This window comes from Nocardioides luteus (assembly GCF_015752315.1).
Lineage (GTDB): Bacteria > Actinomycetota > Actinomycetes > Propionibacteriales > Nocardioidaceae > Nocardioides.
The window spans coordinates 2,898,918-2,918,590 of the sequence record NZ_JADOVJ010000001.1; the positions used below are offsets into that span (position 1 = coordinate 2,898,918).

21 protein-coding genes and 1 tRNA gene are annotated in these 19,673 nt (G+C 68.5%); 18 read left to right on the forward strand and 4 right to left on the reverse strand.

The window, feature by feature from the left end; genetic code table 11:
- Positions 1-19: 19 nt before the first annotated feature.
- Complete coding sequence (gene corA / locus HD557_RS13980; RefSeq protein ID WP_196874294.1) at positions 20-1,000, forward strand: magnesium/cobalt transporter CorA; 981 nt, start codon at positions 20-22, stop codon at positions 998-1,000.
- On the opposite strand, the gene HD557_RS13985 is transcribed toward corA, so the two are convergent.
- From HD557_RS13985 to HD557_RS13995, 3 genes are read right to left on the reverse strand one after another with little or no spacing between them, the layout of a single operon-like run.
- Positions 997-2,187 carry a hypothetical protein gene (locus HD557_RS13985; protein ID WP_196874295.1) on the reverse strand — a complete coding sequence of 397 codons (1,191 nt, stop codon included), beginning with the start codon at positions 2,185-2,187 and terminating at the stop codon, positions 997-999. The genes corA and HD557_RS13985 overlap by 4 nt on opposite strands.
- A complete protein-coding gene (gene ilvA, locus HD557_RS13990; RefSeq protein WP_196874296.1) occupies positions 2,187-3,443 on the reverse strand; it encodes a threonine ammonia-lyase IlvA in 1,257 nt (418 codons plus the stop codon). Before ilvA ends, HD557_RS13985 begins: the two co-directional genes overlap by 1 nt.
- Before the next feature lie 19 nt (positions 3,444-3,462).
- Positions 3,463-4,287, reverse strand: a complete 825-nt coding sequence (locus HD557_RS13995; protein WP_196874297.1) for an undecaprenyl-diphosphate phosphatase — start codon at positions 4,285-4,287, stop codon at positions 3,463-3,465.
- 120 nt (positions 4,288-4,407) lie between these two features.
- On the opposite strand from HD557_RS13995, the gene HD557_RS14000 reads away from it, so the two are divergent.
- The 4 genes from HD557_RS14000 (at position 4,408) to HD557_RS14015 (ending at position 7,234) form a co-directional block, all read left to right on the forward strand.
- The gene (locus HD557_RS14000; RefSeq protein ID WP_196874298.1) at positions 4,408-5,358 is read left to right on the forward strand and encodes an aldo/keto reductase; all 951 of its coding nucleotides are present in this window, start codon (positions 4,408-4,410) and stop codon (positions 5,356-5,358) included.
- A 120-nt stretch (positions 5,359-5,478) separates the two neighbouring features.
- Complete coding sequence (locus HD557_RS14005; protein WP_040756208.1) at positions 5,479-5,658, forward strand: DUF5703 family protein; 180 nt, start codon at positions 5,479-5,481, stop codon at positions 5,656-5,658.
- A 46-nt stretch (positions 5,659-5,704) separates the two neighbouring features.
- Positions 5,705-6,274, forward strand: a complete 570-nt coding sequence (locus HD557_RS14010; protein WP_196874299.1) for a histidine phosphatase family protein — start codon at positions 5,705-5,707, stop codon at positions 6,272-6,274.
- Between the two features lie 117 nt (positions 6,275-6,391).
- Positions 6,392-7,234, forward strand: coding sequence for a phosphotransferase family protein (locus HD557_RS14015; protein ID WP_196874300.1), 843 nt, complete (start codon positions 6,392-6,394; stop codon positions 7,232-7,234).
- 53 nt (positions 7,235-7,287) lie between these two features.
- Here the strand turns inward: HD557_RS14015 and HD557_RS14020 are convergent, their stop codons facing one another.
- Positions 7,288-8,580, reverse strand: coding sequence for a M20/M25/M40 family metallo-hydrolase (locus HD557_RS14020; protein ID WP_196874301.1), 1,293 nt, complete (start codon positions 8,578-8,580; stop codon positions 7,288-7,290).
- Positions 8,581-8,683: 103 nt separating this feature from the next.
- Between HD557_RS14020 and HD557_RS14025 the strand changes: the two genes are divergently transcribed.
- The 13 genes from HD557_RS14025 (at position 8,684) to HD557_RS14085 (ending at position 19,639) form a co-directional block, all read left to right on the forward strand.
- Positions 8,684-9,451 carry a glycerophosphodiester phosphodiesterase gene (locus tag HD557_RS14025; protein ID WP_196874302.1) on the forward strand — a complete coding sequence of 256 codons (768 nt, stop codon included), beginning with the start codon at positions 8,684-8,686 and terminating at the stop codon, positions 9,449-9,451.
- Between the two features lie 72 nt (positions 9,452-9,523).
- A tRNA-Leu gene (locus HD557_RS14030) sits at positions 9,524-9,609 on the forward strand.
- A gap of 777 nt (positions 9,610-10,386) precedes the next feature.
- Positions 10,387-10,557, forward strand: coding sequence for a hypothetical protein (locus tag HD557_RS14035; RefSeq protein WP_196874303.1), 171 nt, complete (start codon positions 10,387-10,389; stop codon positions 10,555-10,557).
- 77 nt (positions 10,558-10,634) lie between these two features.
- Positions 10,635-10,808, forward strand: coding sequence for a hypothetical protein (locus tag HD557_RS14040; RefSeq protein ID WP_196874304.1), 174 nt, complete (start codon positions 10,635-10,637; stop codon positions 10,806-10,808).
- Positions 10,809-11,352: 544 nt separating this feature from the next.
- A complete protein-coding gene (locus tag HD557_RS14045) occupies positions 11,353-11,709 on the forward strand; it encodes a hypothetical protein (protein ID WP_196874305.1) in 357 nt (118 codons plus the stop codon).
- 300 nt (positions 11,710-12,009) lie between these two features.
- The gene (locus HD557_RS14050; RefSeq protein WP_196874306.1) at positions 12,010-13,086 is read left to right on the forward strand and encodes an Ldh family oxidoreductase; all 1,077 of its coding nucleotides are present in this window, start codon (positions 12,010-12,012) and stop codon (positions 13,084-13,086) included.
- Between the two features lie 12 nt (positions 13,087-13,098).
- Complete coding sequence (locus HD557_RS14055; protein WP_196874307.1) at positions 13,099-14,709, forward strand: phytoene desaturase family protein; 1,611 nt, start codon at positions 13,099-13,101, stop codon at positions 14,707-14,709.
- Positions 14,706-15,434 (forward strand): SDR family NAD(P)-dependent oxidoreductase, encoded by a 729-nt coding sequence (locus tag HD557_RS14060; protein ID WP_196874308.1) that lies wholly within the window; start codon positions 14,706-14,708, stop codon positions 15,432-15,434. Before HD557_RS14055 ends, HD557_RS14060 begins: the two co-directional genes overlap by 4 nt.
- A gap of 2 nt (positions 15,435-15,436) precedes the next feature.
- The gene (locus HD557_RS14065) at positions 15,437-17,044 is read left to right on the forward strand and encodes an FAD-dependent monooxygenase (protein WP_196874309.1); all 1,608 of its coding nucleotides are present in this window, start codon (positions 15,437-15,439) and stop codon (positions 17,042-17,044) included.
- Positions 17,045-17,115: 71 nt separating this feature from the next.
- Complete coding sequence (locus tag HD557_RS14070) at positions 17,116-17,808, forward strand: hypothetical protein (protein ID WP_196874310.1); 693 nt, start codon at positions 17,116-17,118, stop codon at positions 17,806-17,808.
- Complete coding sequence (locus tag HD557_RS14075; RefSeq protein ID WP_231380286.1) at positions 17,805-18,320, forward strand: cupin domain-containing protein; 516 nt, start codon at positions 17,805-17,807, stop codon at positions 18,318-18,320. The genes HD557_RS14070 and HD557_RS14075 overlap by 4 nt, the downstream gene beginning before the upstream one ends.
- 30 nt (positions 18,321-18,350) lie before the next feature.
- Positions 18,351-18,758, forward strand: a complete 408-nt coding sequence (locus tag HD557_RS14080; protein ID WP_160021821.1) for a RidA family protein — start codon at positions 18,351-18,353, stop codon at positions 18,756-18,758.
- The gene (locus HD557_RS14085; protein ID WP_231380287.1) at positions 18,755-19,639 is read left to right on the forward strand and encodes a fumarylacetoacetate hydrolase family protein; all 885 of its coding nucleotides are present in this window, start codon (positions 18,755-18,757) and stop codon (positions 19,637-19,639) included. The genes HD557_RS14080 and HD557_RS14085 overlap by 4 nt, the downstream gene beginning before the upstream one ends.
- Positions 19,640-19,673: the final 34 nt, after the last annotated feature.

Genomic DNA, 19,673 nt, shown 5'->3' on the forward strand with positions numbered 1-19,673 from the left:
CATGCCTTAACCTGACAGCGTGATCGTCGACAGCGCTCTCTACCGCGCCGGTGAGCGTGACAAGACCGACTGCGCGCCCCACGACTACGCCACGCTGCGCAGCGGCGTGAAGGACGCGGGCGACTTCGTCTGGCTCGGGCTCTACCAGCCCAGCCAGTACGAGCTCGACGAGGTCGCCCAGGCCTTCGGCCTGCACCCGCTCGCCGTCGAGGACGCGCTCACCGCCCACCAGCGACCCAAGCTGGAGCGCTACGAGGGCGGCATGTTCCTGGTCGTCAAGACGCTCTGGTACGTCGATGCCGAGGACGCTGTCGAGACCGGTGAGGTCGCCTTCTTCATCGGCACCGACTACGTGATCACGGTCCGCCACGGTCGCGGCTCTCGGCTCGCGCCGGCGCGTGAGCTGCTGGAGACCAGCGACGAGCAGCTCCTCACCGAGGGCTCCTACTCCGCCGTCTACGCCGTGGTCGACTACATCGTCGACGGCTACGTCGACGTCGCCACCGAGCTCACCAAGGACGTCGACGAGGTCGAGACCTCCGTCTTCTCCGACGAGCGCACCCACGACTCCGCCCGGATCTACCGCCTGCGTCGCGAGCTCGCCGAGGTACGCCGCGCCGTGATGCCGCTGCGGGAGCCGGTGCGCCGCTTCGCCAACGGCGAGGGTGACATCGACCCCGACCTGCGCCCCTACTTCCGCGACGTCCTCGACCACCTCTCCTCCATCGTGGAGTCGATCGAGAACCTCGAGACGCTGCTCTCCTCGGCCTTCGAGGCCCACCTCGCGCAGCTCTCGCTGCAGCAGAACGACGACATGCGCAAGATCTCCGCGGGCGCGGCGATGATCGTCGTGCCGACCCTCATCGCCGGGATCTACGGGATGAACTTCACCCACATGCCCGAGCTGTCCTGGACCTTCGGCTACCCGTTCGCGCTGCTGCTCATGGTCGCCGTCATGGCCGGGCTGTGGGTCTTCTTCCGGAAGTCGGGCTGGTTCTAGTCGAGCTGCTCGACCGGGCGGGCACCGAGGTGCTCCTTGTCGCACCACAGGGACAGGTCGTCGGCGAACTCCGAATCGGCCTCGCCACCTTGTGCATCGAGCTGCTCGCCCTGGTACCACTCGGTGAGCTCCGCGGCGTCCTCGAACCCGGCCGGCATCCGCGGACCCCGGTAGCGGACCGCGACGACCTCGTCCTCGCGCAGCGAGATCATCCAGGCCCAGCCCACGTCGTCACCCGTGGCGGGCTGCCAGGCGAAGACCAGCGGACCCCGCTGTCTCTTCGTGGTCACGCAGTGCGCGCGGAGCGCTGGCGCCGCACAGGGCTCCCGGGTCATCCAGTCGGGCGGAGCCGGCGCGGCGAGGACGTCGATGTCGGCATCCGGCACGCCCGTGAACCCGGGTGAGGAACGCTGCAGCAGCCGCCCCCCGATGGCGTCGGGACCGAACTTCTCGCGCAGCGGCGAGCGGATGACGCCCTGGTAGTAGCCGTAGCCGCCCCGGCCGCCGACGTAGGCCTGGGCGATGCCGTGGTCGGTGTTGCGAACCAGCTCGTACGCGTCGGGGTCGGGCTCGCCGCCCTTCCAGTCGTCGAGCTCCTCACCGAGCGCGAGGGTCGAGGCGCTCGCCTGGTAGCGCAGGCGCGGGTCCTCGACGACGGCGACCAGCGTCTCGACAGCGATCGGCATGTCGAGCCTGCGGGGGTCACCGGTGATCGTGGGCCCGGAGTAGCCGATCGAGGCGGTCTCGCCGCCCTCGCGCAGCAGCACGATGTCGACGACGCCGGGGTCCTCCTCGGGCTCCTCCTCGGTCCAGCGCAGCTGCATCTCGGCGTTCGTCACCTCGGTCGGCAGGTCGACGCAGTGCTGCCCGAGCTCGCGCCGACACCCCTCACTGCCCTCGGGCGGCTGGGCCGAGACGGCGACGCTCACCAGGTCGCCGTCGTACTCGCCGTCGGTGCCGTAGCGAAGGTCGACCGAGACCTGCTCGGGCGGCGTGGACTCATCGGTGTAGGAGGCAGCCCGGGTCGAGGTGTCGGTGGGCAGATGCTCGAGCGCGACCGCAGCGACGGCACGGTGGGTGATCCGGCCGGGGTCGCCGCCGGCGTCGACGGCCTGGCTGGAGCAGCCCGAGATGAGCCCGATGCCGACGGCGACCCCGACCGCGGCGACCTTGGCGGAGGCGATCATCAGTGCAGGAACGTGAACAGCGGCGAGTCCGGCTCGATCCGCTCGATGAGCAGGTCGCTGGCGCCCATCCGCTCCAGCAGCCCCTGGAGCCCGTCGGCGGAGTCGAGGTCGATGCCGATCAGCGCGGGGCCGTGCTCTCGGTTGGACTTCTTGACGTACTCGAAGACCACGATGTCCTCCCCGTCGGCGAGCACGTCGTCGAGGAAGCCGCGCAGCGCACCGGGCGCCTGCGGGAAGGAGACCAGGAAGTAGTGGCGCAGCCCCTGGTGGATCAGCGCCCGCTCGAGCACGTCGGCGTAGCGGGAGACGTCGTTGTTGCCACCGGAGAGGACGGCTCCGATCCGGGTGGCGCCACGCAGGTCGATCTGCCCCAGGGCGGCCACCGCGAGCGCGCCGGCGGGCTCGGCGATGATCCCCTCGGTCTGGTAGAGCTCGAGCATCTCCACGCAGATCGCGCCGACCGGCACGGAGACGAGCTCGTCGACGTACTCCTTGACGATCGGGTACGTCACCGTCCCCGCGGTCGCGACCGCGGCCCCGTCCACGAAGGTGTCGAGCGTGTCGAGCCGCACCGGCCCACCGGCCTCGATCGCGGCGGCCATCGAGGCGGCACCCGCGGGCTCGACGCCGATGATCCGGGTCTGCGGCCAGACCTCGCGCACCCAGGTCGCCACCCCGGAGGCGAGCCCGCCGCCACCGACCGGCAGCAGCAGGACATCCAGGGGCGAGGTGATCTGCGAGGTCAGCTCGTAGCCGACCGTGCCCTGCCCGGCGATCGTGCGGGGGTCGTCGAAGGCGGAGACATAGGTGGCGCCGAGCCCGCGCCCGAGCTCGTAGGCATAGGCCGAGGCCTCGTCGTAGGTCGACCCGTGCAGCGTGAGCGTCACATGCGAGCCGCCCAGAGCGGTGATGCGGTCGCGCTTCTGCTTGGGCGTGTTGGTCGGCACCACGATGTGGCCGGGCACGCCGAGGCGGGCGCACGAGATCGCCACGCCCTGGGCGTGGTTCCCGGCGGAGGCGCACACGACGCCGCGCTCGAGCTCCTCGGGCGTCAGCGAGCTCATCAGGTTGTAGGCGCCCCGGACCTTGTAGGAGCGCCCGAGCTGCAGGTCCTCGCGCTTGAGCAGGACCTCGGCGGCGTACCTCTCCGAGAGTCTGACGGAGCGCTCGACCGCCGTGCGCGTGGCGATCGTGCGCGCGGCGGCTTCCTCGATCGCTGCGGGTGTTACGGCAGGCTTCTTGCCAGACTCAGACACATGCCTGAGTTTGTCACGATCACCACTCGGTGAGCACACCCACGCCGACGAGGACCAGAACCGCGACACCGAGGACGACCCGGTAGATCACGAACGGCGTGTAGGTGTTGCGCGAGAGGTACTTCAGCAGCCACGCGATCACCGCGTAGCCGAGGACGAACGAGACGATCGTGGCCACGATCGTGGGGCCCCAGCCGTAGAGGTTGTCCTCGTGGGCGATGTCCTTCATCTCGAACAGGCCGGCCCCGAAGACCGCCGGGAGCGCCAGCAGGAAGGCGTACTCGGTCGCCGTGGCACGCTCGTAGCCGAGCGCCCGGCCCATCGAGATCGTCGCACCCGAGCGGGAGACGCCCGGGATCAGCGCACAGGCCTGCGCGCAGCCCATCAGGATCGCGTCGCGCCAGGACAGGTCGTCGAAGCGCTTGCGGTTCTCGCCGATCCGGTCGGCGATACCGAGCACGATGCCCATCACGACGAGCATGGTGCCGACGACGTAGAGGCTGCGCAGGTCCTTCTCGATGATGTCCTGCAGCAGCAGCCCCATCACCACGATCGGGATCGAGCCGACGATGATGAACCAGCCCATCCGGGCGTCGGTGTGGCTGCGGAGCTCGGCGTCGAACAGGCTGCGGAACCAGGTGGAGATGATGCTCCAGATGTGCTTGCCCATGTAGGCGAGCACCGCCAGCTCGGTGCCGATCTGGATCACGGCCGTGAACGCCGCGCCGGGATCACCCCAGCCGAGCAGCTCGGGGAAGATGCGCAGGTGTGCGCTGGATGAGATGGGCAGGAACTCGGTGAGTGCCTGAAGGATGCCCAGTGCGATCGCCTGCAGATAATCCACGGGCGCAAACTCTAAAGGGCACGTACGCAGCGCCCGACCGCTGCCTCCCTCTCGTTGTGTCCGCCGTCACGCCAGCGTGTCCGGCCGGGGCCTCGCGGAGGGCACCGATAGATTGTCCTCATGCAGAGCCGACTCCTCGGAGCCACTGGGCTGCGAGTCTCGTCTCTCGCCCTGGGCACCATGACCTGGGGCAGCGTGACCGATGAGCACGAGGCCCGTGAGCAGCTTGCCGGCTTCGCCGAGGCCGGTGGCACGCTCGTCGACACCGCCGCCGGCTACGGCGACGGAGCCTCCGAGAAGCTCCTCGGCTCGCTCCTGGCCGAGAACGTGATGAGCCGCGACGACGTCGTCCTGGCGACGAAGGGCGGGATCACCTGGCGCGGCGGCAGCCGCGGGGTCGACACCTCCCGTGGTGCCCTGCTGACCAGCCTCGACGCCTCGCTCCGCCGGCTCGGCGTGGACCACGTCGACCTGTGGCAGGTGCACGTCTGGTCCCCCGAGGTGCCGCTCGAGGAGACCCTCTCGGCGCTCGACATGGCGCTGAGCAGCGGCCGGGCGGCCTACGTCGGCGTCTCCAACTACACCGGGTGGCAGACCGCCCAGGCCGCCACCTGGCAGCGGGCCGTGCCGGGGCGGGCGACACTGGCCTCGACGCAGGTGGAGTACTCCCTGCTGGCCCGCGACGTCGAGTACGAGGTCGTGCCGGCGGCCGGGGCCATGGGGATGGGCGTGCTGGCCTGGTCGCCGCTGGCCGGGGGCGTGCTGACCGGGAAGTACCGCACCGGCATCCCGTCGAACTCCCGCGGCGCCGACCCGAACTTCTCGTCCCGGGTGGACGTCTACGACGACGAGCGCTCGCGCGGCATCGTCACCGCCGTCGCCAAGGCCGCCGAGGGCCTGGAGTGGACGCCGCTGCAGGTCTCGCTGGCCTGGGTGCGCGACCGCCCGGGCGTGACCGCCCCGATCATGGGGGCGCGCACCGCGGCGCAGCTCAAGGAAGCCCTCCAGGTCGCCGACCTGACCCTGCCGCCCGAGATCGCGCTCGCCCTGGACGACGTCTCCGCGGTCTGACTGCCCGCTAACTGCCCGCACGGGAACATCTCTTCGGGCACACTGGTTCTCCTCGAGTAGTCCAGCAGAAGGAGTGCTGCCTTGGCCCGAGCCGAACGCCGTCCGCCCCGCCCCGGAGTGATGTGGGAGTACGACAAGGTGACCTTCTCGCGCGAGTTCTCCCGCAACATCGTGACCAAGCTCCTCGTCGAGCGCGCCGAGCACGGCGGCTGGGAGCTCGACCGGGTGCGGATCACCGCCGACGGCACCCGCCGGGTGACGCTCCGGCGCAAGATCATCCGCCAGCGCCTGACGGTCTGAGCGCGTCTCCACGGTCGTCGCCGGTCCAGAGATTAGGGTCCTGCGGGTGATCCACCTCGTACGCCACGGCGAAGCCGCCGGCGAGCGCATGGACCTGGCGGGGGCCGACCCCGGCCTCTCCGAGCTCGGCCGCCGCCAGGTCCACGCGCTCGCCCACCGACTCGCGTTCCGTCCCGTCCGTCAGGTGCTGCACGGCCCGAGCCGGCGTACGACCGAGACGGCCGTGATCCTCACCGAGAACCTCGGCGCCGGGTCGGTGCCCTCGGACCTGCTCGCCGACCGCACCCCGGTGCCGTCGACCGAACGGAGCGGTGACTACCCGACCCACCGCTGGGAGTGGTTCCACGACGTACCCGAGGCCGAGCGCGACGTCGACGGCGCCGACCTCACCGCCGCCTGGCACAAGCTCTGGTTCGAGCACCACGACGATGAGGTCGTGCTGGTGACGCACGCGTTCGTGGTCGCCTGGTTCGTACGCCAGGTCCTCAACGCCCCGCCCGCGACCTGGATGCGGATCGGCCCGATCGGCAACGCGACCCTGACCAGCATCGGGCCGAACATCGCCGGTGAGCCCGTGGTCGAGACGTTCAACGCCGAGGTCGTCCTGCCGATCTGAGTCGATCCGAGTCGATCTGAGTCGATCTGGACAAGCGGCGCCAACAAGGCGCCAACAACACGGATATCCGCCCGCGACACGGTGTCGTGAGCCGTGTCGCGCTGGCAGGATCCGCCCGTGATCTCGGCACTCGACACCCTGACCCCCGCCCAGCGTGACCTTCTCGACCGGTGGCTCCCCGGAGCCGAGCTGGTCCTCGACCGCAGCGATCTGCATCGCGCCGGCACCACCGCCCTCGTGCTCTCCGCCGGCGACGACCGGTTCCTGGTGAAGACCGCAGTAGAAGGCGTACGCCACATCGACCGCGAGCTCGCGGCCTTCCGCAGCTGGCTGGCCCCCTGGACGGAGACCGGGCACGCGCCCAGCCTCGTCGAGGCCGACCGGGAGGCCCGGATCATCGTGATGACCCATCTCGACGGCGAGCCGGCCAGCACCTCCGCCGCCATCCACGACCCCGAGATCTACCGACAGGCCGGCGAGCTGTTGGCCGTCTTCCACGGCCAGGCGAGCGTCGAGGACGAGGACTACGAGCCCGAGCTCAACGAGCGCGCCCTCTCCTGGCTGGACGGCACCGGGCTGGACGAGGATCTCGTCGAGCGTCTCCGCACGGAGATCACCTCGTGGCCCACGCCGACCACGGTCCTGGTGCCCACCCACGGCGACTGGCAGCCGACCAGCTGGGTCCTCGACGCCGGCACCGTGCGCGTCATCGACTCGGGCCGCTTCGGCTTCCGGCCGGCCCTCTACGACCTCTCCCGGCTCTCCGCCCAGGACTTCACCCGCAACGACACCTTCGAGAAGGCGTTCTGCGAGGGCTACGGCTCCGACCCGCGCGAGCCAGAGGCCTGGCACCGGCTCCAGGTCCGCGACGCCATCTCCGTCGCTGCCTGGGCCCACCGCGCCGGCCACGCCGAGGTCGCCGCCCTGAGCGAGGAGACGCTCACCGCCCTCGTCCCCTGACCGAGGCCTCGCCGAGTCGGTTCGTCATGACGGGCCGACTCGGCGTTCAGTCGTCAGATCTGGTCCAGGAACCGGTCCATGACGCGCGCCCCGAACTGGAGCGCGTCGACCGGCACCCGCTCGTCGACACCGTGGAACAGCGCGGTGAAGTCGAGGTCCTCGGGGAGCCGCAGCGGCGCGAAGCCGTACGTCCTCATCCCGAGCCGCTTGAAGTGCTTGGCGTCGGTGCCGGCGGACATCAGGTAGGGAGCGACGAGCGCGTCGGGGTCCTCGGCGACCAGCGAGCGCTCCATGGCGGCGACGAGGGCGCCGTCGTAGGGGGTCTCCCACGGCATCTGGTTCTGGTCGAACTCGATGTCGATCCCCTCGCCGCACAGCGTGCGCAGCGTCTCGAAGAAGTCGTCCTCGAAGCCGGGCAGGAAGCGGCCGTCGACGTGAGCGGTGGCCTCGGTGGGGATGACGTTGACCTTGTAGCCCGCGCTGGTCATCGTCGGGTTGGTGACGTTGCGCAGGGTGGCGCCGATCATCCGGGCCGCCGGTCCGAACTCCTCGACGAGCCGCTCGGCGTTCTCCGGGGTCGGCTCCTCCCCCGCGATCTCGCCGACCGCGGCGAGCAGCGTCTGCATCGTCGGGGTCAGCTGCATCGGCCACTCGTGGGCTCCGATGCGGGCGATCGCGCCGGAGAGGCGGGTGATCGGGTTGTCGCGGTTGATCATCGAGCCGTGCCCGGCGGTGCCGCGGGCGGTCAGCTTCATCCAGGCCATGCCCTTCTCGGCCGCCTCGATGAGATAAAGACGACGGCCCTTCACCGTGGTCGAGAAGCCGCCGACCTCGCCGACCGCCTCGGTGCAGTGCGCGAGCAGGTCGGGGTGGTCTTCGACGAGCACGTGGGCGCCCTTCATCCCGCCGGCCTCCTCGTCGGCGGTGAAGGCCAGCGTGATCGGGCGCTCGGGGATCCGGGCGGTGCGCTGACGCTCGCGGACGACCGCGAGCAGCATCGCGTCGAAGTCCTTCATGTCGACGGCACCGCGGCCCCAGACGTACCCGTCCTGGATCTCGCCGGAGAAGGGGTCGACCTGCCAGTCCTCGGCCGCGGCCGGGACGACGTCGAGGTGGCCGTGGAGCAGGAGTCCGTCGCCCGTCGAGCCACCCCACTGGGCGACGACCGAGGCCCGGCCCGACTCGGACTCGTAGATCTCGGAGGAGATCCCGACCTCGTCGAGCTGCGCCGCGACGTACTCGGCCGCCTTCCGCTCCCCCGGTCCCGGGTCGTTGCCGTAGTTGCTGGTGTCGATGCGGATCAGGTCACGGCAGAGGTCGACGACCTCGGTCTCGGCGCTGGTCATACCGCCACCGTATCGACCGGTGACGACAAACAGCCGCCTGACGTCCACCTATGCGATGGCAAAGGATTTCGTTGTGGTCGGATGCGTGGGTTTCCATGGGCGCATGCAGAAGCGTGCCCTTCTCTCCGCTCACCGCGCCGCCGCGCGCCAGTCGGGGCACCGTGACAACTCCTGGGAGTCGCTCCAGGAGGCCGTCCGGATGGAGGTCGACTACGTCGAGTTCGACGTCCACCGCACCCGTGACGGCGAGTTCGTACTGCATCACGACGGCCACATCCGCGACCGCATCGGCCGCAAGGTGAGGATCGCGGACAGGACGTACGCCGCGCTCTCCAGGCTCGCGCCGTTCCGCCTGGTGCGCTACCGAGAGGCCCTCGAGCTGCTCGCCGCCCACGGCAAGCACGCCCACATCGACCTCAAGTTCGCCTCGCCGTCGAACCACCTCGGGCTCCCGCACGAGGTCGACGCCGCCGAGATCGCCCTCGAGGTGATGAGGGAGAGCTTCATCGTGACCACGATGGTCGACGAGTCCGTACGCGTCCTGCGCGACTGGGCCGACCTCCGCGCTCCTGAGACCCTCGTCGGCCTCTCCCTCGGTGGCGTCGACTTCCGCCACCACCCGCTGAAGCTCGTCCGCCTCAAGCTCTCGGAGTTCTTCCCCGAGGGCCGCATCCGGCGCTGCCGTTCCAACCTGGTCGTCGTCGAGCACCGCCTCGCCGACGTCTGGCTGCTGCGCTGGGCCCACCGCCGCAACATCAAGGTCCTCGTCTGGACCGTCGACAACCCCGGCCGGCTGCGTCGTTTCGTCTACGACAAGCGCGTCTGGATGGTCACCAGCAACCACCCCGCCCGCGCCCTCCTCCCGGCCTGACCTGCGCGTGTGCGCAGAGGGCCATCCCGATTCGGCACCGGGACGGGGTCCTGATAATGTTCTTCTTGTTGCGCGCGGGTGGCGGAATAGGCAGACGCGCTAGCTTGAGGTGCTAGTCCACGTATTAGTGGGTGGGGGTTCAAGTCCCCCCTCGCGCACAGAGAGAAACCCCAGGGAGACCTGGGGTTTCTCGCATTTCACGAGGCCGCAGGATCGCCTAGTGGGGCAGCCGTAGGGCAGATCGGCGCACAGACCCAGTGTTGTGTTGGCTCACACCGCGCCGCTCCCTCTCAGGAGACCTCCCAGAACGTGTCGACGGCTCGTGTTGCCGATCATCCGGTGGCCTCGTCTGCGTGAGAGCACGCTGCATTCAACGTCATGGGTCATCGGGAAGGCCTTGATGCTGGCGAGCGCTAGCGCGATCCATCGCGATTGCCTGCGTTCTTGAGCCAGACCCTCCGTTGAACTGCGGTGATGTGGACTTACGCCTCCGCTGGCCGCCGCACACACGACATAGCGCGTACGGCGAGACCTCGCCGGGCCACATTGCCGTCACGACGATGTGCCCAGGTCAAAGTGCTATCCATCCAACGACCGACCTCCCTGATGTACGGCCTGAACGGTGCGCACTGAACGCCAGGATCTCCCGTTGCCACCAAGATCCCGATACCAGCTCCTGACGTGCGCAAACCGGATAATCGCGACGCTTCCCGGATCGTGGCGAACGCCCAACGGTGCCATCTTTGGAAGCACCCCATCAGAGGGACTGGCACGAAAGGCGCAACAGATGTCCAGCACTCGACAGCTTCAGATCGCAAAGCCGAAGGCCCGCTGCCTCCTCGCCGTAATTGACAGGCGTACCCCTCCGGTCGAGTCCCCCCTTCTGATGCAACACAAGTCGGTTCGATGAGGCACACCACGGACAGGAGAAAGTCATGTGGAAAAACACGCAGAACTCCGGTAACACCAACGTACGGACCTTCCCGATGTCGCACTTCCTGCCGTGCCCACGGTGTGGTCACGAGGTGCACACCTATCTCGCCTGCAGCGACACCTGCGCCTGCGCTCCGGTCGTCATGCCCGGCAGCGTCCCGCTGGCCGCCTGATCCCCGGACCCGGACCTCCACTACCGAGACAGCTGGTCCGTTGACCGGTCCCGTCCCGGCGGGACAGAGGAGGAACAATGGAGAACGCCGACCGACTCCCTGAAGTGTTGTCTGACTACCTCGCCCTCTGCCTGCACCTCGGCGACCGCACCCCGGAGCAGCCCATCGGGACAGCTCAACAGCTCCAGGGTTCAGGGCACACCACTGAGTTCTACGCCCTGCGCGCCGCGTACCGGGATCCAGCCTTCTGAGGGAGCCTTGGCCGGCCCGTGGACCACGTCGCATACAGGTCTGGGACCTCCGGCACCGTCACCTCGCGCTTCTACGGCCTCGGCCCCCGCGGGTCGGCGCTTGCATCCCTCGTCTTCACATTCATGACCATCGGTCTCCTGTCCCTGGAGAACGCAGTGCTCTACTACGGCGCTCTCTTCGTGTTCGGACTAGAGCCCAGCGCACGAATCCCCTCTTCCGCTACAGCCTGCTCACCGTCGCCTGGATCGTCCTCCCACTTTCGGGCTGAAGGTCGTGCAACGGCTCTCGACGATCCTGCTTGCCGCTTGTCGAGCTCACTGTCGTCATGATGGGCGTCGCGCTGGCCGAATCCGGTACGTCGAACGGTGATGTTCTCTCGTCCGGCCCGTTGCTCCCGGCTTCGGCAGGGGAGGTGAACGGTTCACGACCGTCCTCCCGATCCTCGCCGGCTCCGCCCGCGCACTGGCGCTCACCGACCCCGACTTCGCCCCCTACGTGCGATTCAGGAGGGACGTCGGGATCCTGACCATCGGTGGCGCTCTCATGATCGACCTCGTCGTTGTTGTCCTCGGCGCTCTCATCGTCCACGCGGGCAGCAATCTCGTTGCGACCTACCTCGAGAAGCATCCGGCCCTGGCTGCCTCGCAGCAGGGCCAGACCGTCGCGGACAAGGTTGCCTGGATGGTCAGCCGCAACTCCAAGGCCAGCTTCATGGTCATCGCCGGACTTCTGGGCTTCCTCCTGATGTATGCAGCGCATGCGAAAGCTCAGGTGCTCAACACCTACGCCGGCGTGGTCAGCGTCCTCGCCTCATCGGTCACCCGAGCGATTCTCACCGGTCCTTCGCGAGGGACACGTCACCGTTCCCGTCGCCCGGAGACATCGTTACTCGACGCCTGACCGCCACATGCGCGCGCCCGCCTGCGAAGTGACAGCCATGTTCCGGCAGGCGGGCGAACCATTTTGAACGTCGCCTCACGTGCCCTCGACGTCCGGATGACGGGATGTGCGTCAACTGGATACTCACGTCGCTTGGTGGATGGCGACGCCCCTATGGCGAGTGCGACGGTGATCACACAAGGCAGGTTGCGCACCACTCGACGGCGGTCTGATCAGTGCGACCCCAGCGTCCACGTCATCAACATCAACCAGCCTCGCCGGCCAGATTGTGCGCCGGACATCTCCGATCGGAAGGACCCCATGACCGACCACGCGCTCGTCAGCAGCCAATGGCTGCGCGACACCGTCCACGCAGTCTTCGAAGCCGCCGGGCTCCAGCACGATGCTGCCGGCCGCGTCGCGGACTCGCTCGTCTCAGCGGACCTCCGCGGGGTGCCGTCGCACGGCACGATGCTGGTGCCGATGTACGTCGAGCGCATCCAGCGAGGTTCTGTTGCCCGACACTCCAGTGCCGGGGTTCTCGTCGATGCCGGGGCGGTCGCCGTCCTGGACGCTCGCGGCGCCCTGGGCCAAGTGACCAGCGACCAGGCGATGGACCTCGCGGTCGCGAAGTCCCGTCTGCACGGCGTAGGAGCCGTGGTCGTACGCAACGCCTTCCACTTCGGGGGCGCGTTCCGCTACGTCGAGGCGGCGGCCAAGTCCGGCTGTATCGGGATCGCCGCATCGAACACCCGCCCGCTGATGCCGGCGCCCGGTGGCGCCGCAGCCGTCGTCGGCAACAACCCGCTGGCCGTCGGCATCCCCGTCCTTGATCGCGAGCCGCTCATCCTCGACATGGCTCTGTCCGAGGCGGCGCTGGGCAAAATCCGCCTCGCCGCGCAGGAGGGACGGCCGATCCCGGCGACATGGGCCACCGACAGCGAAGGTGCACCGACCACCGACGCAGCGGCGGCGATCGCGGGACTCTTGCTGCCCGCGGCCGGCCACAAGGGCTACGGTCTCGCACTCGTCATCGACATGCTCACCGGCGTTCTGTCCGGTGGCGGGTTCGGCAACGCCGTCCAGGGCCTCTACGCCGACACGTCGGTCCCGAACAACTGCGCCCACTTCTTCCTCGCCCTCGACATCGCACACTTCGGCAACGTGACCGAGTTCCTGACCCGCGCGGCCCAGCTCGCCGACCAGGTGCTGACGTCACCGACCGCTCCTGGAGTCGAGCGGACACTGCTTCCCGGGCAGCTGGAGGCCGAGCGTCTCGCTGCCTCGACGGCCTCGGGTGTACGGGTCGACTCCAGCGTTCTTGACGCTCTCGAGGCGACGGCCCGCGATCTCGGTATGACGTGGCGGTCCCCGGTTGCGGCAACGGCCTCGGCCTGATCGGCGTACGACATGCACAGCACAACGGACGCCGTCATCATCGGCGGCGGGATCAACGCGATGGTTGCCGCGGCGGAGCTCTCGGGTGCCGGCTGGTCCGTCACCCTGATCGAACGCAATCAGGAGCTGGGCGGCTTCATCGCGTCGGGCGAGCGGACCCTGCCCGGCTATGTCCACGACACGTACTCCTCCTGGCACCCCCTCTTCCTCGCTGGTCCCGCCTACGCAAGTCTCGGCGCCGACCTGCATCGTCACGGGCTCGAGTACCGCAACACCGACGGCTACGTGACCGCGAGCGTCGATGACGACGGCAACGTCGCCATCGCACACCGCGATCCCGAACGGACCGCGGCAGGTTTTGAGCACGCCGCCGATCGAGCCTTCTACCTCGCCTCGCTGGACCGCTTCGTCGACAACGTCGATCGCGTCGGCAGCCTCCTTGGGACTGAACTGCACTCATGGTCGGCCGTTCGTCAAGGACTCGGCCTTCTCCGCAGCGTCGGACGTCGGTCCGGCGAGTCCTGGGCACGAGACGTGCTCACCAGCGGCCGGTCATGGTGTCGAAATGGCTTCGCCGGAACCGAGGTCGACCAGCTCTGGACCCCGTGGCTGCTCCACGCAGGGCTCTCCCCGGACCACGCCTCGGGCGGCTTCATGCTGCCCGTGCTGGCGGCCACGGTGCACGGCTTTGGTCTGCCGGTCGTCGCCGGCGGCGCCGGCAACTTCGTCGCGGCGTTCCGAGGCCTGCTCGAGGAGCGCGGAGTCCAGATCGTCACGGGCCTCGAGGTCGACTCTGTGCAGGTGGCACGAAAGCGTGCGGTCGGGGTCTCAGCAGGCCCACACCGCTGGGAGGCCCGGCGGGCCGTGCTCGCTTCCGTGGCACCTCGAACCCTCTACCACGACCTGCTCCGTGGCACTGACATGGTGAGCGCAACGACCCGCCTGGATGCGCAGCGCTACCGGGCCGGCCGCGGCGAGATGCAGATCCACGTGGCTCTTTCCTCGCCTCTTGCATGGAAAGACCAACGCCTGAGCGAGACGCCGCTGATCCACATCTCAGACGGCTCGCGCAGTACCGGGATCGCGTGTGCCGAAGCCGAGGCCGGGCTGCTCCCGCGTCAGCCCACGGTCGTGGTCGGTCAGCAATATCTGCTCGACCCCTCACGAGTACCGCCCGGTGCGGCCTCACTATGGCTGCAGCTCCAAGAGGTCCCCTACTCCCCCGCTGGAGACGCCAGCGGGAAGATCGATACCTCAGCGGGCTGGACCCCCGACACCGCGGCCGCGTACGCCGAGCGGGTCCTCGATCGCATCGAGCAGCACGCACCGGACCTGCGGGCCAAGGTCCTCGCCGTCGACATCGTCACGCCGGTGGATCTGGAGCGATACAACCCGAACGCCATCTACGGCGACCCATACGGCGGGTCGGCGGAGCTCGACCAGAACTTCCTCTGGCGCCCACTTCCGTCCGCGGGATCGCACCGGACGCAGGTGCAGAGCCTGTGGCACATCGGCGCGGCCACCCATCCGGGTCCAGGGCTCGGCGGCGGCTCCGGCCACCTCGTCGCTCAAGAACTCACCACCAGCCGAAACCCCTTCCGACTCTCCAGGAGCAAGCGATGAAGACCTCATTCGACGCCCACGGCGAGGTGCTCCTCGTCACCGGCGGCGCGCAGGGCATCGGTGCCGCGCTCGCCCGTGCCTACGCCGAAGCGGGTGGCACCGCCGTCGTCCTCGACGTGGCCGATGCGCCAGAGCTGGCCCAGCACCCGCGCATCGAGTGCCACCGCGTGGACATCTCTGATCGCGACGCCGTGTTCGAGACCGTGTCGCGGGCCGTGAACCGACACGGCCGCATCGACGCGCTCGTCGCTGGTGCGGCGATCCAGCCCCGCAGCAACGTGGCTGACATGGATCCCGACGAGTGGCGTCGCGTCCTGGCCGTCAACCTCGACGGCGTCGTCTGGAGCTGCCAGGCAGTGCTCCCCCATATGCGAAGCGCGCGCTCCGGAGCGATCGTCGTCTTCGCGTCCGGACTCGCCCTCCATGGACGGGCCCAGGCCTCTGCCTATGCCGCGAGCAAGGGCGCTCTCGTTGCGTACGCGAAGTCGCTGGCGTCCGAGGTCGCGGAAGACCGCATCCGGGTCAACACCATCTTCCCGGGGGTCATCGACACCGCGCAGTTCCGTGACGCCAACCCGGCGGGCGGTGAAAGAGAGCACTGGCAGAAGACGACCGGGATCGGCACCAGCGAGGACGTCGTCGGCCCGTTGCTCTACCTGCTCTCGGACGCCGCGACCATGACCGGTTCGACGCTGACGCGCGACCGCGCCTTCTCCAAGGAGTGACCATGAGCACCAACACCACCCCCGTATCCGACGAGCTTCCCGTCATCGTGGTCGGCGCCGGGCCGGTCGGCCTCATCACGGCGCTCGGTCTCGCCCACTACGGCGTGCCGTTCATCGTCCTCGAGGAGGACGACCGGCTCTCGCTCGACACCAAGGCCGGCACCGTCCTGACGCGGACGCTGGAAGTCCTCGATCGCTACGGCGCCCTCGACGACGTCCTCCGTGCATCGCTGCGCGTCGACGAGATCGGCGAGATCGACCGGGAGACGAACACGTCGACCCTGAGCGTACGGACCGATGACCTCACCGAGGACACGCGGTTCCCCTTCGTGATCAACATCCCGCAGCATCACCTCGAACCGGTGCTCAAGCGCGTTCTCGAGGAGAAGGCGCCCGGCGCTCTGCGGATGAGCAGCCGCGTCACCAAGTTCGTCCAGCACCCCGACCACGTCGAGGTGCAGGTCGACACACCCGACGGAGAGCAGGTGCTGTCCGGTCGCTACCTGCTCGCCTGCGATGGCGGCCGCTCCCAGATCAGGGAGGCTCTCGGCATCGTCGTCGAGGGCAAGACCCTGGAGGAGCGATACATGCTGGTCGACCTCAAGGTCGACCTGGACGTGGCCAACCAGCGGGACTACCCCTATCTTGCGTACTTCGGCGACCCCACCGAGTGGATGATCCTCGTTCGGCAGCCCCACTGCTGGCGCTTCCTCTACCCGCTCCCTCCCGGCACCCCCGAGCCGAGCAGGGAGGAGCTGCGCGACAAGGCCCTGAGGTTCATCGGTGACGTCAGCGACATCGAGGTCATCGGCACCAACATCTACCCGGTCCACATCCGCGTCGCCGACCAGTGGCGCGACGGCCGTGTCTTCCTGATGGGAGACGCAGCCCACCTCATCACCCCGATGTGGGCTCTCGGCCTCAACACGGGTGTCCTCGACGCGTCCAACCTGCCGTGGCGCCTCGCTTGGGTGCTCCGAGGATGGGCCGACGAGAAGCTCCTGGACGGCTACGAGCGAGAGCAGAGCCCGGTCGCGAGCCAAGGATCCGGGCAGATGGCCGAGGCCGCGCGGGCCTACATGGACCGCCGGGGCGAGAAGGTCGAGGCGATGTCGGAGGGAAACTGGGGCAACGCCTTCACCCGTGCCATGTTGGGCGTCTCGCTCGACGTGGACGACAACGGGGACTGGTCCATGGTCAAGAACGGCAACGCCCCGCTCCCGGTCCGACCCGGCGACCGGGCTCCGGACCTCCCCCTCTTCGGCGACGAAGGAACCCTGCACGTCCACGACCTCTGTCGCGACGGCTTCGTGGCCCTGCACTTCACCGACACCCGCCGCCGGCCCGACATCCCCGAGTCCACACCGGCCCTCGAGCACTACGTCATCAGCCGATGGGACGCACCGCTGGACTCCGGAATCCGCGACCGGGCGCTGTTCGACCCCGGAGACCGGGTACGCCGCCGGTTCGGAGTCGCGGAGTCGACCGTGGTTCTCCTGCGTCCGGACGCCCACATCGCCGCCATCGTGTCCGGGTCGCCCGATCGCGCGATCGAGGAGATCTACCGGACCATCACGGGACTCGACGCCGCGGCGAGCGAACGGGCCTGAGGTCACGAGCCGTCCGCATCGCGCGCGTTCGGCTCCCATCAAGCACGTACACAAAAGAAGGAGGTCGCTTCATGAAGGGCGACATCGTCTACTCGCCGGAGGGCGAGAAGATCGAACTGGTCGACATCGGGATCACCGTGCTCGTCGACAATCCGGTGGTCCGGGTCTGGGACGTGACCCTCGAGGGACACGCCCAACATCCCTGGCACCTGCACCACAACCCGTACGTCGTCCTCAGCCTCCAGGGCTCGGACGGACGTATGGACTGGCTCGACGGCAGCCCCGAGCGATTCATCTCCGAGTACCGAGGCGGAGCCGTCTACCGGCCGACCTCCCCGGTCCACAGGCTCACCAACCTGCGCGACAACACCTACCAGAACCGGCTCGTGGAGCTGAAGGACCTCGGCGAGCTGCTTCCCGAGCCGCTCGACATCGGTGAAGGTGCCCGCAGCGTCGAAGGCGAGGCCGCGGGCCCCGATCTCACTGACGGTCGCCGCCCCGTCCTCGACCACCCGCACGTCAAGGTCTGGACCGTGGACGTCCAGGGCAACCAGAGCGTGGACCTGCAGCTCGCCGAGCTCCCCCACGTGCTCGCCCTGGTCGATGCACCCGACCCTGCGCAGGAGTCCACCGGCGGCGTCGTCTACCACGACGGCGGACAGCTGGATCTTGCCAACAGCTCGGCAGACGTTCAGACCTGGTTCGTCGTCGAGCTCACCTATCTGGCCGACCTCGACGCAGTCCTGAACGGAGACCGTGCATGACAACGATCCCCCGCCCCGCCGACATCTCGCCCGAGGAGTGGGAGAACAACCTCTCCGAACCGGCCCGCTACTCCGGCGCTGCGCCCGACATCTCCCGGGAGGTGGAGGTCGAGGTCGACGGTGAAGACCCGATGGCCCGCTTCCGGGAGATCCTGATCCAGACGAACGACCTCGACTGGGTCGACAAGACTCTCGCCGGCCTCACCCACAAGGCACTGTGGCGCAACGACGACACCGGCGCCTCGATCTCGCTCGTGAAGTTCGAGAAGGGCATCGGAATCCCCTCGCGGCACTCGCACGCCTCGAACCAGTTCATGTTCTGCCTCTCCGGCCGATACACCTACCTGCCGACGGGGATCACGCTGACCCCGGGTTCCTTCTACTGGAACCCGAAGGGGAGCCTCCACGGCCCGACGCTGGCGGAGGAGGAGTCCGTCCTGCTCGAGGTGTACGACGGCCCGCACTACCCCACTCAGCCGGACTGGTACTCCGACCCGGCCGACGCCCACTGACCTGATCGACCAGTACGAAGGAAACACACCATGAGCAAGACGAACGTCGTGTCCCCGGCCCTCGCCACCCCCAACGGGCACTTCTCCCAGGCATCCACGATCGAGGCCAGCGGGAAGCTGGTCTTCGTGTCTGGCATGACCGCCCGCAACAACGAAGGCGGCATCACGGGCATCGGCAACATCACCGAGCAGACCCACCAGGTGTGCCAGAACCTCAAGGCGGCGGTCGAGGCCGCCGGTGGGACCCTCGACGACATCTGCCGCGTCGACGTGTACGTACGGAACATGGAGGACTTCCAGGCCATTCACGAGGTGCGCCGCCAGTACTTCACCGGCGAACCGCCGGCCTCCACGATGGTCGAGGTCTCCAAGTTCGTGTCCAAGGACTACCTCATCGAGATCAACGCCATCGCGGTCGTCCAGGAGCAGGCGTCATGAGGTTGGCGTCGGTCCTCATGGGCGATCAGCGACGTGCAGCCGCGGTGTTCCCGGACGAGGAGTATGTGGCGCTGCTGCCTGAAGGCGTAGCGGTCGACGACATCGTGCGCGGCGGGAGCGACGCGCTCGGTGCCCTGGACGCCACGATCGCCGAGGCGCCGCGCCTGTCGCTCGGTGAGGTGCAGCTTCTCGCCCCGCTGACCCGGTTCAACCGCGACATCCTCTGCACGGGGTGGAACTACTGGGATCATTTCGAGGAGTCGAAGGGCAAGCGCGAGGGACAGGACCCGCCCGAGCCGCCGGCCCACCCGACGTTCTTCACCAAGGGCCCCGACACCGTCATCGGCCCCTACGACGGCATCGCCTTCGACCCGGAGATCTCCTCGAAGTGGGACTATGAGGCGGAGGTGGCGATCATCATCGGCAAGGACGGGCGCTCGATCCCCGAGGACCAGGCACGCGAGCACATCTTCGGCTACTGCGTCGCCAACGACGTCAGTCAGCGTGACCTTCAGCGCCAGCACGGTGGCCAGTGGCTCAAGGGCAAGAGCATCGACCAGACCATGCCGTTGGGCCCGTGGATCACGACCGCTGACGAGATCGAGGACCCGTACTCGCTCGACATCGAGTTCGAGCTCGACGGTCGCCTCATGCAGAAGGCCTCGACCAGCCAGGTGGCTTTCTCCTTCGAGAGGATCATCAGCGAGCTGTCCTGGGGGATGACCTTGAGGGCCGGCGACGTCATCCTGACCGGAACGCCCAGCGGCATCGGAAACGCTCGTGAACCCCAGATCTTCCTGGAAGCAGGCTCCGAGCTGGTCTCGACGGTCTCTCAGCTGGGAACACTCCGAAATCAGATGAGCCCGACCAAGCTCTCCTGAGCCGTCATCGCAGCGGGGTCCAGGCGCACGCCTG